This window comes from Clostridium lapidicellarium, from assembly GCF_041224415.1.
Classification (GTDB): Bacteria; Bacillota; Clostridia; order Clostridiales; family Clostridiaceae; genus Clostridium_B; species Clostridium_B lapidicellarium.
In genome coordinates this window covers 49,399-63,259 of sequence record NZ_JBGFFE010000017.1, presented here as the reverse complement: position 1 = coordinate 63,259, position 13,861 = coordinate 49,399, and the positions used below count along the sequence as shown (strand labels likewise).

At 35.8% G+C, this 13,861-nt stretch carries 15 protein-coding genes and 1 riboswitch; of the genes, 9 read left to right on the top strand and 6 right to left on the bottom strand.

Features of this window, described 5'->3' with window-relative positions; translation table 11 throughout:
- Positions 1-308: 308 nt before the first annotated feature.
- Positions 309-836 carry an Hsp20/alpha crystallin family protein gene (locus tag AB8S09_RS11355; protein ID WP_369869149.1) on the bottom strand — a complete coding sequence of 176 codons (528 nt, stop codon included), beginning with the start codon at positions 834-836 and terminating at the stop codon, positions 309-311.
- Between the two features lie 136 nt (positions 837-972).
- Here AB8S09_RS11355 and AB8S09_RS11350 point away from each other — a divergent pair, with 136 nt between their 5' ends.
- From AB8S09_RS11350 to AB8S09_RS11320, 7 genes are all read left to right on the top strand, one after another.
- Positions 973-1,263, top strand: coding sequence for a hypothetical protein (locus AB8S09_RS11350; RefSeq protein WP_369869148.1), 291 nt, complete (start codon positions 973-975; stop codon positions 1,261-1,263).
- On the top strand, positions 1,260-1,385 hold the full coding sequence (locus AB8S09_RS11345) for a hypothetical protein (protein ID WP_369869147.1): 126 nt from the start codon (positions 1,260-1,262) through the stop codon (positions 1,383-1,385). Before AB8S09_RS11350 ends, AB8S09_RS11345 begins: the two co-directional genes overlap by 4 nt.
- A 558-nt stretch (positions 1,386-1,943) precedes the next feature.
- Positions 1,944-2,405 carry a hypothetical protein gene (locus AB8S09_RS11340; protein WP_294180306.1) on the top strand — a complete coding sequence of 154 codons (462 nt, stop codon included), beginning with the start codon at positions 1,944-1,946 and terminating at the stop codon, positions 2,403-2,405.
- A 159-nt stretch (positions 2,406-2,564) separates the two neighbouring features.
- Entirely contained in the window at positions 2,565-3,032 is a 468-nt protein-coding gene (locus tag AB8S09_RS11335; protein WP_369869146.1) for a hypothetical protein, read from the top strand.
- The gene (locus AB8S09_RS11330; protein ID WP_369869145.1) at positions 3,019-3,684 is read left to right on the top strand and encodes an accessory gene regulator ArgB-like protein; all 666 of its coding nucleotides are present in this window, start codon (positions 3,019-3,021) and stop codon (positions 3,682-3,684) included. Before AB8S09_RS11335 ends, AB8S09_RS11330 begins: the two co-directional genes overlap by 14 nt.
- Positions 3,681-3,815 carry a cyclic lactone autoinducer peptide gene (locus tag AB8S09_RS11325; RefSeq protein ID WP_369869144.1) on the top strand — a complete coding sequence of 45 codons (135 nt, stop codon included), beginning with the start codon at positions 3,681-3,683 and terminating at the stop codon, positions 3,813-3,815. The genes AB8S09_RS11330 and AB8S09_RS11325 overlap by 4 nt, the downstream gene beginning before the upstream one ends.
- A 102-nt stretch (positions 3,816-3,917) precedes the next feature.
- On the top strand, positions 3,918-5,771 hold the full coding sequence (locus AB8S09_RS11320) for a PAS domain-containing sensor histidine kinase (RefSeq protein WP_369869143.1): 1,854 nt from the start codon (positions 3,918-3,920) through the stop codon (positions 5,769-5,771).
- Between the two features lie 79 nt (positions 5,772-5,850).
- Here AB8S09_RS11320 and AB8S09_RS11315 read toward each other — a convergent pair whose 3' ends face one another.
- Complete coding sequence (locus AB8S09_RS11315; protein ID WP_369869142.1) at positions 5,851-7,206, bottom strand: B12-binding domain-containing radical SAM protein; 1,356 nt, start codon at positions 7,204-7,206, stop codon at positions 5,851-5,853.
- 159 nt (positions 7,207-7,365) lie between these two features.
- The gene (locus AB8S09_RS11310; protein WP_294180293.1) at positions 7,366-7,926 is read right to left on the bottom strand and encodes an RIO2 family protein; all 561 of its coding nucleotides are present in this window, start codon (positions 7,924-7,926) and stop codon (positions 7,366-7,368) included.
- Positions 7,927-8,253: 327 nt separating this feature from the next.
- Between AB8S09_RS11310 and AB8S09_RS11305 the strand changes: the two genes are divergently transcribed.
- Together AB8S09_RS11305 and AB8S09_RS11300 are read left to right on the top strand one after the other, a co-directional pair.
- Positions 8,254-9,942: a methyl-accepting chemotaxis protein gene (locus tag AB8S09_RS11305; protein ID WP_369869141.1), complete on the top strand. Its 1,689-nt coding sequence runs from the start codon at positions 8,254-8,256 to the stop codon at positions 9,940-9,942.
- 69 nt (positions 9,943-10,011) lie between these two features.
- Positions 10,012-10,146, top strand: a riboswitch (cyclic di-AMP (ydaO/yuaA leader).
- Between the two features lie 7 nt (positions 10,147-10,153).
- On the top strand, positions 10,154-10,915 hold the full coding sequence (locus AB8S09_RS11300) for a cell wall hydrolase (RefSeq protein WP_369869140.1): 762 nt from the start codon (positions 10,154-10,156) through the stop codon (positions 10,913-10,915).
- A gap of 50 nt (positions 10,916-10,965) precedes the next feature.
- On the opposite strand, the gene AB8S09_RS11295 is transcribed toward AB8S09_RS11300, so the two are convergent.
- The 3 genes from AB8S09_RS11295 to AB8S09_RS11285 form a co-directional block, all read right to left on the bottom strand.
- Positions 10,966-12,141, bottom strand: coding sequence for a pyridoxal phosphate-dependent aminotransferase (locus AB8S09_RS11295; protein WP_294180288.1), 1,176 nt, complete (start codon positions 12,139-12,141; stop codon positions 10,966-10,968).
- Positions 12,142-12,226: 85 nt separating this feature from the next.
- Positions 12,227-13,360, bottom strand: a complete 1,134-nt coding sequence (locus tag AB8S09_RS11290) for a DUF1648 domain-containing protein (RefSeq protein ID WP_294180285.1) — start codon at positions 13,358-13,360, stop codon at positions 12,227-12,229.
- Positions 13,357-13,770, bottom strand: a complete 414-nt coding sequence (locus AB8S09_RS11285) for a GntR family transcriptional regulator (RefSeq protein ID WP_294180284.1) — start codon at positions 13,768-13,770, stop codon at positions 13,357-13,359. The genes AB8S09_RS11290 and AB8S09_RS11285 overlap by 4 nt, the downstream gene beginning before the upstream one ends.
- Positions 13,771-13,861 lie beyond the last annotated feature (91 nt).

The window sequence follows — 13,861 nt, the reverse complement described above, 5'->3', positions numbered from 1 at the left end:
TTAGTATTTGCCAGAACATAAGTTCTTATACGCTGATTCGTATATCTCTTAACTTTATTTTATCAAAATATTTTAGGATAATCCACAATATGTTTGAAGTAGTATACTCCGTATTTATAACCAAAGTATAAAAAAAGAACCGCCTTTTACAGCGATTCTATCTTTGATTCATAACATGACCCCACAAGCGAATTGGCCAGTCAAATAATGACTCACCAACCAGAGGTAGGTAATAGGGGTTTAACTTGAGGAGTTGTTCATGTATATGTCGGATTATTCAATTAGAAGGATTTACTATCAGAAATAAGTTACTGAATCTCAATCTTTCCTGTTTTCTTCTGACCTTTTTCTATTTTCGGAAGTATAATTTCCAATACTCCATTTTCAAAGGAAGCCTTTATATCTTTATCATTTACATTATCTATATAAAAACTCCTTATGAGTTCTCCACAATTTCTCTCACGTCTTACATAATTTTGATCTTTATCCTCTTTGTTTTCTTCTCGTTTTGCGGATATTGTGAGATAGTTATTATCAAAACTTAAATCTATAGCATCTTTTTTTACTCCTGGAAGATCCGCTTTAATTACATAGGAATCATCATTTTCTTTAAGATCAACTTTAAATCCTCTGCCGAAATTGCTTACTGCTGGTGTAAAGAAATCATTGTTGAAAAATGGATCTGCAAAATCTCTGAACATATCACCTGGGCTTAAANCGAAATTGCTTACTGCTGGTGTAAAGAAATCATTGTTGAAAAATGGATCTGCAAAATCTCTGAACATATCACCTGGGCTTAAAAAATTATCTCTTTCAAATGGAACCATATCAAACATGGTACATACCTCCTTCTATATTCTATATGATTTTTCTGCCGATTGTCTTTCTCATCGGTTATCCTTAGTACAGTTATTATAATACAATAAAGGTCAAAGAAAGTCAAAGTCTAAAAAGTACAGATTTGGCTTATAAATGAAAGAAATTTATAGCAATATATGTATAATCTATTCTCTTCAACAAAATAAAAAATATACGGCACATACAGATGTTTTTTGGATTGGTAAAAAAATTGTATGTTTATCTGTGGGAAATCACCAGGAAAGGAATATTTGTGGGAGAAAATTTTCTGAGAGTTGCTCGGTGGGTAAAGAAAACTGGGCATCTGCCCTCCAGTCTGGAGATCGGACTGAAAAATGCCTGTCAAATCCGGGTTTCAGATCGAGGGAAGGTAAAAAATTGAAAGCTGCCCCTGTGATCGGATGACCAGAAATGAGAAATTGGGAATATATGGGATGACTTCCCTTGCGGCTAGAAATAGTAAAATAGGGAATAATTGCTTGTCCACTCATTTATTTAGGACAGTTGCCTGGATTGATTTGAAATGATTGCTTGTCCATTCTACTGAGCTGCTCGTGCTGATTGTCCCGTTCATACTGCTTGCTTGGGTTCCTTGTGCTGATTGCTTGGGTTTCTTGTGGTTCCTTGTGCTGATTGCTTGTCCTGTTTGTTCAATCATTTACACTTTGTTCACAATATTTAGAGTAGCCTGGTTTTTTCAAGTTCAGATAAACTCCCGATAACTACCATCATATCTAAGATACTTGAGTATATAGCCTGGCTCGAAAAACAGATGAATGCTTGGAGAATTTGTTCACAATTTATTCATGACCCCCGGGGGTTGCATGTCCACCCGGCAGAATCCAAACAAAATTCCAGCAAAATCTCATACAGGATTCCATATTCTGCATGTCTATCCGGCAAAGCTTCGACAAACAACAATCCAATTACATATCTGCAATTTATTTAAAAATTTTTGCAAATATTTCTTTTTAAGAAGGATTTTTTTATTTTATGTAGAATTTTTTTAGGTAACCAATTGTACATATTTGTACAGTTCTTACTAAAATATATAAATAATGTAGTTACAGGAAAGGACATTCAAGATGCTGAAACTTCACTGGATAGAGATTTTTCTAAGATGTATTCCCGAAATGCTGTTGATAATATGGGGAATATACACGGTAGCACAGAAATCTTTCAATAAACGAAATTATATAATTCTCAGCTGTAGCATGGGATTATATTCCTTTTTAGTAAGAGAACTTCCCATATACTTTGGAGTTCACACCGTCATTATAACAGTTTCAATAATAAGTATCATGATAATTCAGGGAATTCCACTGCTTGCTTCCATATATGGTACATTGGCAATGCTGCTGCTGCTTATAATAAGTGAATCTTCAAACAAATTTATACTTTATATTTTGGGTATACCTTTTAACTTTACCAACATAAACCCCATTAAAAAATCCATACTGACTTTTCCTTCACTTATAATACTATTCTTGTCAATATTAGTTCTAAAAAATATTGTAAAAAGGACAGATTTACATATATTGAAATAATATTTTGCATTTCAAAATATAATTTACAGATTTTTATCCTTTAAAGAAGGATTTTTATTTTTTATGGAGAATAATATATGTTGTTATCGTGAAATAAATTCATAAAATGTATATATTTGTCGAACAATATGAAAATAGCAGCAAAAGGGAGGCTTAAAGATGCTTAAAATCAATTGGGTAGAAATTTTTTTAAGGCTTATTCCAGAAATGCTCTTAATAGTTTGGGGAATACACATAATAGCAAAAAAATCTTTTGATATAAAAAAATATATTTTTTTAAGCTTTATATTAAGTATAATTACCTTTTTAATAAGAGATCTTCCTATATATTTTGGAGTTCATACTTTAATTATGGCTATTCTAATTATAGGAACTATGGTATTTTTTATAAGAATACCAATAATAACTTCAATATATGGAACATTATTTATGCTCTTATTGCTTTCAATAAGTGAATTTTTAAATATGCTTTTGCTTAACTTATTCAAGATTAATATAAATATAAGTTCTATGAATCCTATTAAGAAATCTATATTTGGAATACCATCACTCATATTTTTATTTTTTTTAATTATGTTGACACGCTATTTATTGAAAAAAAGAGGAATTAAAAATGTACCTGACTGAAAAATTAGCAATTTCCCTGGGTAAAAAAGCTAGGACCATTTTAAAGACAGATAAAGAAAAAGAGGAGATACTAGTATATGGGGCAATTAATTTGCTCCAAACCATATTTTCCATAGCATGGGTGATAATTGCAGGGGCAATTCTAGGAGTATTATATGAAGCTTTAATATTTTCTGTATCAATGAGCATACTCAGAAAATATTCAGGTGGATTTCATGCTTCTTCTCCAAATCGATGTATTATAGGTGGTACAATTTCTGCCGCTACTGCAGGACTGTTAGTGGATAAATTTTTTTATAAATTCTCTTTTGTAACTACTTTGATCATGATTATAACCTTCATGATAATTGCATTTATAATAGTTTCCTTAAAAGCTCCGGTAGACAGCCCACAAAAACCTATTTCTAAAATTTCCATGAAGAAAATGTTTAAAAGAAATTCCATTATCACATTGGCAATATTTTCTACAATTATAATTATACTGTGCTTATTTTACAGTACAAATAATAAATTGTATTATTTAAAAATCGCAGACTGCATAAATCTTGGCTGCCTTTGGCAGTCCATCACCCTGACAGATCATGGAAAAGCAGTTTTTAAAAAAGTCGATTCAGTTTTAAAAAACATAGGAGAAAGGAGGAAGATCAATTGAAAAATAAAATAGAAAAGGTATTTATAACTTTATCTGCACTGGCATGTACCATTATGGCATTTACGGTTTCAGCTTCTGCATGTACTTGGGGTTTATATCAGCCTAAAGAACCTGAATGCCTGAGAAAATAGACTAGGAACAACAAATTCCGGAGTAAAAATTACTGATTGAAAAATTGGTAATTTTTACTTTTTAATTTGAATTTTTTATCAGTACACGGGAGGAATTTATCCATGAAACATATTGAAAACGGCATATCTATCATGTTGGCTATCATAAAAATAGCTATAATTGTATTCCTCGTTATAATAATATGTATAGATTTGCCCCAATATACTTCAATTTTAAAAGTTAATTTCAATAATAACTTTAATTTGTATAGTACTATATTCATATTACTCATTATGTTGTCAATTTACGTGGCTTCGTTGATAATCAACACCAAATTAGAGCGCTCTTCAAATGTATTTAAAAAGTCCTGGCTCATAGAGACTCTATTTTTTACGATGCTTATCTCCATCCCCATATACATATCCAATTCATATGAAAGTGAATATAAATACTTGTTCCTGCTTTTGATACTGTCCTCTGTGATACAGTATGGTTCTAAATATGGAATCATAACTTCTTTTTTCTGTTCATTTTTCGTGCTGACAGCAGATCTTTTGTATGCCCCAACCGTAAAGGGTATAAACGTTTATTTTCAGAGAGACCTGATATTGGCAGGAGTGTTCATATTTATATCATGGGTTCTTGGATATTATGTGGATATAGAGGCGGAAAACAATAAAAGCAAGGACAACAAGCTCAACCTGCTGAGCAATAAATTAAAGGAACAAAACATAAAAAGGGAGGATATGGAATCTTCACTGCTAAAGAATGAAGTGTGTTTTGAAATGCTTTTCGAAAATTCCATAAATTCCGTTATAGTACATGAAGGCGGGAAAATAATATATGCCAATGAAAGTGCGGCAAAACTGCTGGGATATCCCAGGGCTCCGGAGCTGGACAATAAGCTGCTGTATAGGCATTATCCAAAGGAATCCATAATGAGTTCCAAAGAAAAGTACAGCAACATAATAGAAAAAAAGCTGTCGAAGGTAACCAGTGAAGAAGACATATTGGACTGTGAGGGGAACAGCATATCAGTGAGAAATACTTCTTCATTTTTCGTATATGACGGCAAACCTGCGGTGATGACCCTGCTTCTGGATTTGACACCGGAAAAACAGATGGAGAACTTGAAAAGCACTGCAGAGGAAAATTTAAAATTGTTAAATGAAACCAGAGAATTCAATTCTCTTATAACAGAATTTTTCATAAATATGTCACATGAACTCAAGACTCCTATAAATGTAATATCCGTGGCTATTCAAACCATGGAAATATATCTTGACAGATGCACTGCCGAAAATAAACAAAAATGTAAATTTTATTTGAAAACCATGAAGCAGAACTGCCTTAGGCTTATAAGGCTTGTAAACAATCTTCTTGACATAACCAGGCTCGATTCGGGGGCTATTAAAATATCAAGGCGAAATGGCAATATAGTGAGTGTCGTCGAGGATATCACCCAGTCTGTGGCCTCCTATATAAAAAGTAAGGATATACAACTTATATTCGATACAAATGTAGAGGAAAAAATAATGGCCTTTGATCCGAACAAACTGGAGCGTATAATGCTGAATCTGCTGTCAAATGCCTTCAAGTATACAAATTCCAGGGGACATATATATGTGAACGTGGAGGACCGCGGCAAGACAGTACTTATTACTGTGGAGGACGACGGAAAAGGTATTCCGGAAGATAAGCTGAATCTTATATTCGAACGCTTTGGCCAGGCAAACAGATCTCTTTCGAGAGACTGCGAAGGAAGCGGAATAGGGCTGTACCTGGTGAAGTCCCTGGTGGAGCTGCACGGTGGAGAGATAAGCGTCAAAAGCAAGGAGGGAAAAGGAAGTAAATTTTTCATAGAGCTTCCGGTAGAGCTCGTGAAGGAAGACAATATGAAAAGCAGCGAGTTGTTCAAGACCAATGTGGAAAAAATAAACATAGAGTTTTCAGACATATATTCACTGGAGAAATAAAAAGGACTTACAGCAATTTGCCATAAGTCCTTTTTTTTATCCGAGGAAAAATTTTCATTTTCCCTGAGATAAATAAATTCTAAACAGATACTTCCTTCATTCTACTATATACATTTCCATCTTTTTGGCTGGATTTTCTCTTGAAAAAAGATTCTCCGAATTTCACTGCAATCCAAAGCCCTAGTCTTCTAATCCAGGCTGCAAATCCAAAAATTTTGAGCATGCTAAAAGAGGATTTAAAAGTATAAAATAACCTTGCCACTTTGAAAAATTCCGCCTGCAGATCATAAGGGGACATTTTTTTTGGCTTGAAGTTTACAACCATCATGTCATAGTACTGCCAATCATTGTCCAGCAAACGGTTTTCTTTTTTGTACTGTTCATAGACAGGTGTTTTAGGAAAAGGAGTTAAAATTGCAGGTTGAAATTGATAGGCATTTATCTTTTCACAGAATTTCTCGCCTCTTTCCATGTCCTCCTTGCTGTCATCATCCAGTCCCAATACCAGGCTGGCTATAAGTCTTATTTTATGTTTTGCAAGAGCAGTACCGCATTTTTCAATGTCGGAAATCTTCTGCTTTTTGTTTATGTTGTTCAAGGATTCCTGGTTCAAGGATTCAATTCCTATAAGTACTCTGGTCAGATGGGCATCGTGGAGAAGCTGAAGCAGTTCCTCGTCATTTGCCATATCTGTCCGGCCAAAGAAAAATGTCTCTTTAAATACAAGATTATTTGAGATCATCTTCCTGAGTATCTCCTTGGCCCTTTCTTTGTCTGCAGTAAAATTATCGTCCTCAAAATTTACATACTTGAAACCCTGCTGCTTGTACATTCTCAATTCCTTTATTACATTGTCAGGGGTTCGCCTTCTGTAAGGATGGAACATTCTGGACGTGGTACAAAAGGTACAGCTAAAGGGGCATCCCCTTGAAGTCATGACATTTGCCGCCTTGCAGGGAGTTTTTAAAAGACTGTAATCCGGAAAAGGTATTTCATCCAGGTTTTCTATACACTTGGAATAAACTATTTTGTCCTTAATTTTCCCGCTGACTACATCTGCAATAACCCTTTCACCTTCCCCTACCACAACCTGATCTGCATGCTGAAGTGCCTCTTCAGGCAGACTGGAAGCATGAATACCTCCTATGATTACTTTTTTATGTTTTTTTCTAAAATAATCGGCAATACGATAGGCCCTCGTAGAAGATGAAGTCATGGTATAAATCATTATTACATCTGCATCTTCAAATTTCTCGAAGTTTAAGTTCTTATACATTTCCTCATATACTTCCACATCGTGCCCGGCGTCTTTCAATATCCTGCCGAGTATCAAGGGTCCTGTAATAGAGTTAGAATGTCCATAAATTTTACCGCCAAACCTATATAAGGCATTTCTCCTTATATCTGCCACCGGGGTAATAAAAATTACTTTCATAAATTCACATCCTTATCTATAATTTTATCACTTACAAGTATCTTAGTATTTCTGCTTAAATATTTCAACTCTTTTCAGCTGAAAGCATAGAGCAAAATACAGTGCAGAGCATTGAAAATTTGCCAAATTCACGTACTCTGCACTATAAATCCTTAACTTTTAAATACACCTGTCTTTCATATATCTGTCCCAGTTCATAAGAGGTTTTTCCTCATCCAGTATCTTCATGAACTGCTCCAGCAGTCCCATTTTTCTGAGTCTTTTCAGAAAAGATTTAGGGTAAGGTATATTTTCTTCATAACTCTTCCTAGGATCTATCATCATAAGGGATCCATCTGGCTGGACAAACAGGTGCGGAAACCTTATATCCAATTTTTTGAATCCCATTTTTTTCATATCTTCGACCAAATTCGCCACTCTTATAACAAATTCCCTGCTTAATCCGTATTTTTTCAGATATCTTTCTACATTTATTCCGCCTACATAATCTCTTATAATATAATATTTCCCAGCTTCATATGCTTTTGGAAAATACCTGTTTCCCTCTACCGATTTCAATATATTATATTCATTCCTGCAGCTAGTGGAGCTGTTGAATATCTTTAAAACCCTTCCATCGGGCATCAGATATGCCTGTCCACTATGTCCACTTCCCAGATACCTGCAGTGCCTCAGACTCACCGGGACTTTCCTTGAATGGATATGGCAACTTTTCAACATAACACCTCCCACGTTTTTATCCAGACGCTGGTTAGTGCTTACAATTTGGAATATAAGCAAATCTTATTATATAGTATTACAAAAACCAAATTGTGTTACATCTGTATCTTGTAGCTTTATGGATAATTTACGATTAATTTGTTGAAAATTAGAGATTGATAATTTAAAGTCATCTAATATGACTGATATAGTTAAGTTCTTGTTAAATTATGTTTAAATTTATTGTAAAAATGAGTTCTTATACCTAAAATTTAAATAGTAGGATACTTTCAGCCACATTATGATGTCATATGCAAAAAATAAAAATGTTAGAAGGGAAGGGTTAAATTGACATGGTTCAGAAATTTAAAAATAGGTGCAAAACTTTTGGTAGGCTTTCTTTCGATATCTCTATTTATTGTAATAGTGGGTGTTATAGGTACATTGAATCTAAATACGGTAAATAGGGAATCCAGCAGTTTATACAACGACAATCTAAAATCAATAGAAAACTTAAACAGGTTCGATGCCAATTCAATGAAGCTCCGTCTTGAAATAATAAATTTTGTCGAAAGCAGGGACAAAAATAATCTGACCGGCACAACCGAAGCTATGAAAAAATTGCAGAGTCAGAATACCGACATAATCAACACATATGAGAAATCAGATCTGACTTTGGAGGAAAAATCCCTGCTGGCAAACTTAAATAACCAGAGGTCAGAATGGCTGGACACATGTAACAAAATCCTAAATCTGATGGCAGCAGGCAAATACGATGACGCCATGACTTTAAACATGCAGGCCGCTTCTTATAGAAACAAGCTTACGGAAACCATAGAAAAATTAATCAAAATAATAAATAACAAAGCCGAAAACCAGTACGCCAAAATCAACAGTACATTCCGGATTTCTCTTTATACAATCACAGCTTTGACTCTCCTTGGAATAATTGCCGCAGTAATTTTAGGCAGAAAAATCACATCCGGATTCATAAATAGAATCAATAAAATATTGGCCTTTACAGATCTAATAAGCAGCGGAGATTTAAGCAAATCCCTGAAAACAACTAGCAAAGATGAAATTGGAGACATTGCCGTCAATCTGAACACGGCCAAAAACAACGTAAGGGACTTAATCGGCAAAATAAATACAAGTATCGAGGAGATGGGTGCATCCAGTGAAGAATTATCGGCATCTACGGAAGAGATATCCTCAATGATGAATTCCGTAAATGAATCCACGGTCAGCATAGCAAAGGGGGCACAGAATTTGAGCAGTGTCACCCAGCAGATAAATACATCTTCCCAAAAAATGACACAAAGTGTGGACAGTCTCCTGGATGATGCTGGAAAAGCAGCTAAAACCTCTTCAGAAATAAAGGAACGTGCCCAGAACATAAAAGAGGGAGAGTCCATATACAATGAAAAGAAAAACAAAATTATAGAAGCCATAAAGGCAGGAAAAGCAGTTTCACAGGTTAAAGTCATGTCGGAAACAATAGGGAACATAGCAGAGCAGACCAATCTTCTGGCGCTGAATGCCGCTATTGAATCCGCCAGGGCAGGAGAAGCGGGAAAAGGGTTCTCAGTTGTGGCGGAAGAAATAAGAAAATTATCGGAACAATCCTCCAAAACTGTGGACAACATAAACAAAATGGTGCTTTCAGTGGAAGGTGCATTTAAGAATTTATCCTCAAGCGGAAATGAAATGCTGGGCTACATATCAAACAGCGTCCAGCCAAACTACAACCTTCTGATGGAAACAGGCGTGCACTATGAAGATGACGCTGATTTCATGAACACCATGTCAAAACACATTGATGCCTCGTCAAAACAGATGAGAGAAATGATGGCGGGTATAAATTCATCCATTGAAAACACAGCTTCCACGGCAGAGGAATCCGCTGCAGGATCGGAGGAGATACTGAGCAGCGTAGAGGAAGTCACAAAAGCTTCTACGGGTATAGCCGACTCATCCCAGAGCCTGGCGGAACTGGCACAAAAAATTGCAAAAATAATGGGCGGATTCAAACTGTAGGAAGGATTAATCTGCCACAGCTGCCACTAATCCCATATGGATATTTTCTGGAAATACTGTTAGAATGTCAAACGAGACAAGCCTAAATTCCAGAAATGGAATGCGGGGGAAAACACACAGGGGTGAATCTTTTAATTTAAAAGCAGGGGTATCCCACAATCCCGAACCCGTCAACTAACTCCGCAGGCAAAATTAAGGGGGATAATCTAACATGCATTTTAAGAAAATCGTAAGTTCGATATTTGCAGTATCACTTTGTACCATATCTTTCACCCAGGTCCATGCAGCAAGTTATACGGTAAAACCTGATGATTCAATATTCAAAATAGGAGTGTTATTTAAAAACAGTGTGGATACAATAATGCAAAACAACAATTTAAACCAGACTTATATATATCCAGATGAAGTCCTGAAGATAGATTCAAGGACTTACACCGTGCAGCCCAATGACACTCTCTATTTAATAGCTAAAAAATTCAATATATCCCTGGATACATTGACTGCTGCCAACTCTAATGTGGACAAGTATATTTGTCCAGGCCAGGTACTCAATATACCCTCGGGTTACATTTTTAAAAACAAGACAGCCTCTCCGGGCATAGTGCCTTACAGCGAAAGTGACCTGGATTTACTTGCAAGACTGGTAAATGCAGAAGCACAGAGCGAATCCTACAAAGCTAAAGTAGGCGTTGCAGCCGTCGTGTTAAACAGGGTTCAAAGCTCCAAATATCCTTCTACAATAAAGGATGTAATATATGAAAAGTCAGGAGGATACTATCAGTTCACGCCGGTATCAAACGGATGGATAAACAAGCCTGCGTCCGAGGAATCAAAAAAAGCCGCCTATGACGCACTACAGGGCTATGATCCCACAAAAGGTGCACTCTATTATTTCGACGACAGCACTACAAACACATGGCTGTGGTCAAAACCAATAGCTTTGAGGGACGGCAAGATGGTATTCACCTATTAAATGGAAATGGACAAACATAGGGCCAGATTTTCTGAATCCGGCCCTTTATATTATTTAATTAATTTGTCAAAACTGTCCAGTGATTTTTTTATTTTATCATATGAAATACAATAGGAAAGCCTGAAATAACCCGGACATTTAAAAGAAGAACCCGGAACTACAAGCAGATTGAATTTTTTTGCCCTCTTTGCAAATTCAACATCATCAGGTATTAAAGATTTTGGAAACAGGTAAAAAGCCCCTGAAGGCTTGATACAGGAAAAACCTATTTTAACGAGATGGTTGTACAAAAGATCTCTGTTTTTCTTATATATATTTACATCCACTTTTGAATCCAGGCACCTTGCAATAACTCTCTGAAACAGCGAAGGTGCATTTACAAATCCCAGAATCCTGTTTGCCACGTTCAGAGACTGCATTACATTGTCGAAATCATCCGTTTCACTGCCGCAGACCACATATCCTATTCTCTCTCCGGGAAGAGAAAGTGATTTACTGTAGGAGTACACGACAAATGAATTCCTGTAGTAATTCAATACAAAGGGAACCTTTATCCCATCATATACTATTTCCCTGTAGGGTTCATCGGAAATCAAATATATGCTGGTGCCCAGCTGTTCCTGCTTTCTATTTAACACCCCAGCCATACTTTTAATAAGTTTCTCTGAATAGACAATTCCCGTCGGGTTATTCGGCGAATCTATTATCACAGCCTTAGTCCTGGAATTTATTTTATCCTCCAACCGGTTCAAGTCAGGTTCAAAGGTCTCCCTGTCGGATGGTATAATAACCAGTTTTCCGTCAAAATTCCTCACATAATTTTCATATTCTCCAAAAAACGGTGAAAATACAATAACCTCGTCCCCTGGATTCAAAAGAGTTTTCAAAACAATATTCAATCCACCTGCCGCCCCGCAGGTCATTATCAGATTGTTCCCGGTAAGTTTTAAATTGTATTTTTTGCTTATATCCCCAGCAATTTTATCTCTCACATCTTCATAGCCGGAGTTGCTCATATATCCATGAACCAAATTGGGAGGCTCCTTGTCCAATATTTCATATACAGCTTCCTTTATGGATTCAGGCGGCTTCACATTGGGATTGCCCAGACTAAAATCAAAGACATTTTCCTCCCCATAGATTGAAGAGAGCCTTTTCCCCTCTTCGAACATAGCCCTCACTGTAGAGCTTTTAGATACGTATTCCTTCATTCTTTCAGATATCAATTTTTTACCCCCTTTTTATAATTAAAAAGTATATAGGACAATGTTAACATAAACTGAACCAACTGACAATTTACAGGTGAATGTGCTACGGGGCTGTATTTTTTGCTACAATTACAATTATAACTAAAAGTGCAATCATTCCAATATATATTGCCATTCCGGCAGGTCTTCCCGCATTTATTGTCCAGCCTACTCCGAATCTCTTTTCCACAAACAGGGACGGATCATCAGGATTATAATATATTGTATTTGCCAGTTTCCAAAAGCTATCATCGTCCTTATCGATAACTTCAGATTCAGTTTTCCCAAAACTGTCCTTTCCGATATCCAAATTGCTTCCGCCCTGTCCAATCCTTATAGATAAAACCATGGTAATCAAAATCATAAATCCAGCAAAAGCTACCGTCAAAATGCCCACAAGCAAATTGGACACCCTGAATACTCCAAATATCTGAATAGTACCAAAGGTTAAAAGGAGGTTCATTGCTGCAGCAAAAATCACCATGTACACGGACCACACCCTCCTGAATCTCATATCTTTTTTTACGGAAATTTCAGGATCTGAAACATTTAACTGCTGCCTCGACCACCCTATGATCTTACAAATTATAAAAAACATAAAAGTGGATGCCATCTGAAAAAGAGGAATTTCCCAGATCAAGAACCTGGATTTGAGCTGATAGCCGTCGATATTTCCTGAAAAATCCCAGTGAGTGGGAACCCTGTGGGGTAAAGCTGCATAATTTACATATCCTAAAATTATATTTATCAAAATTATAGACAGCGGGATCAGGAAAAGCCGCAGAGGCACCAGATTTTTTCCCTTATCTCTGGAATAACTTACATCCACTGCCACAACCTGCTTTTTACCTTTGAACCAGGAGTTTTTTAATTTAAGAACTTTAACTTCCCTGTTGGATATCATATACACCAAAAAATTTATAAAGACAAAAGCAAAAACAGTAATCAAAATCACAGTCACATTGGTAAATTTATAATTCAGGAAACTAAACAGCAGTATAAATGGAACCCCAATTATCAAATTGTTTTTTATAAACCTCCCCTTGATACCTTTTATCTCAGGGCTGTCTATTTTATTCCCAGGTACCCTGACCCCAAATACGATTTCTTTCCTAGTAAAGTTCGGCGTCAGCATATTGATTACAAGTACAATTAAAAATATAAAAGACAAGTACACATAAAATAAATTTTCCATCATCTACGTCTCACCTTCCCTTTAATTTCACTGCCAGACAAATTATATTTTCCATATATATCCGAGCACAGTTTCAATATATCTTCCAATTTAATATTTCTCAAATAGGTTTCCGCCAGTAAATAATTCAATTCTCCGGCCAGCTTTTTATTAAATTTTTCACTGTCTTTAGGATAGTTTTCATTTACAACAGCTCCTGACCTCCTGTCTATATTCAAGTATCCCTCAGATCTCAATATATTATAGGACTTATTGACAGTATGCAGATTTATCCCTATATCCTGTGCCATCTGCCTGACAGAAGGAAGGCTTTCTCCCGGTTTCAGATCTCCAGATGCTATGCCCTCTATAATGCTTCTTCTAAGTTGTTCATATATGGGTATTTCGGATTCAAAATCAATTTCAATTATCATAACTGCCCTCCTATTCTACTTGTTATATATAATATATAACAAGTAGAATAAAATTGCAAACTTATTCAATCTCCAGTGAACAATTGCCAAT

What these genes read in the sequence shown, in the direction of transcription:
- AB8S09_RS11310 (WP_294180293.1), bottom strand. Translation starts at nt 7,926, where the DNA reads ATGTTGAAAAGTTGCCATATCCATTCAAGGAAAGTCCCGGTGAGTCTG.
- AB8S09_RS11315 (WP_369869142.1), bottom strand. Translation starts at nt 7,206, where the DNA reads ATGAAAGTAATTTTTATTACCCCGGTGGCAGATATAAGGAGAAATGCC.
- AB8S09_RS11300 (WP_369869140.1), top strand. Translation starts at nt 10,154, where the DNA reads ATGCATTTTAAGAAAATCGTAAGTTCGATATTTGCAGTATCACTTTGT.
- AB8S09_RS11330 (WP_369869145.1), top strand. Translation starts at nt 3,019, where the DNA reads ATGTACCTGACTGAAAAATTAGCAATTTCCCTGGGTAAAAAAGCTAGG.
- AB8S09_RS11320 (WP_369869143.1), top strand. Translation starts at nt 3,918, where the DNA reads ATGAAACATATTGAAAACGGCATATCTATCATGTTGGCTATCATAAAA.
- AB8S09_RS11285 (WP_294180284.1), bottom strand. Translation starts at nt 13,770, where the DNA reads ATGATAATTGAAATTGATTTTGAATCCGAAATACCCATATATGAACAA.
- AB8S09_RS11290 (WP_294180285.1), bottom strand. Translation starts at nt 13,360, where the DNA reads ATGATGGAAAATTTATTTTATGTGTACTTGTCTTTTATATTTTTAATT.
- AB8S09_RS11340 (WP_294180306.1), top strand. Translation starts at nt 1,944, where the DNA reads ATGCTGAAACTTCACTGGATAGAGATTTTTCTAAGATGTATTCCCGAA.
- AB8S09_RS11345 (WP_369869147.1), top strand. Translation starts at nt 1,260, where the DNA reads ATGACCAGAAATGAGAAATTGGGAATATATGGGATGACTTCCCTTGCG.
- AB8S09_RS11350 (WP_369869148.1), top strand. Translation starts at nt 973, where the DNA reads ATGAAAGAAATTTATAGCAATATATGTATAATCTATTCTCTTCAACAA.
- AB8S09_RS11335 (WP_369869146.1), top strand. Translation starts at nt 2,565, where the DNA reads ATGCTTAAAATCAATTGGGTAGAAATTTTTTTAAGGCTTATTCCAGAA.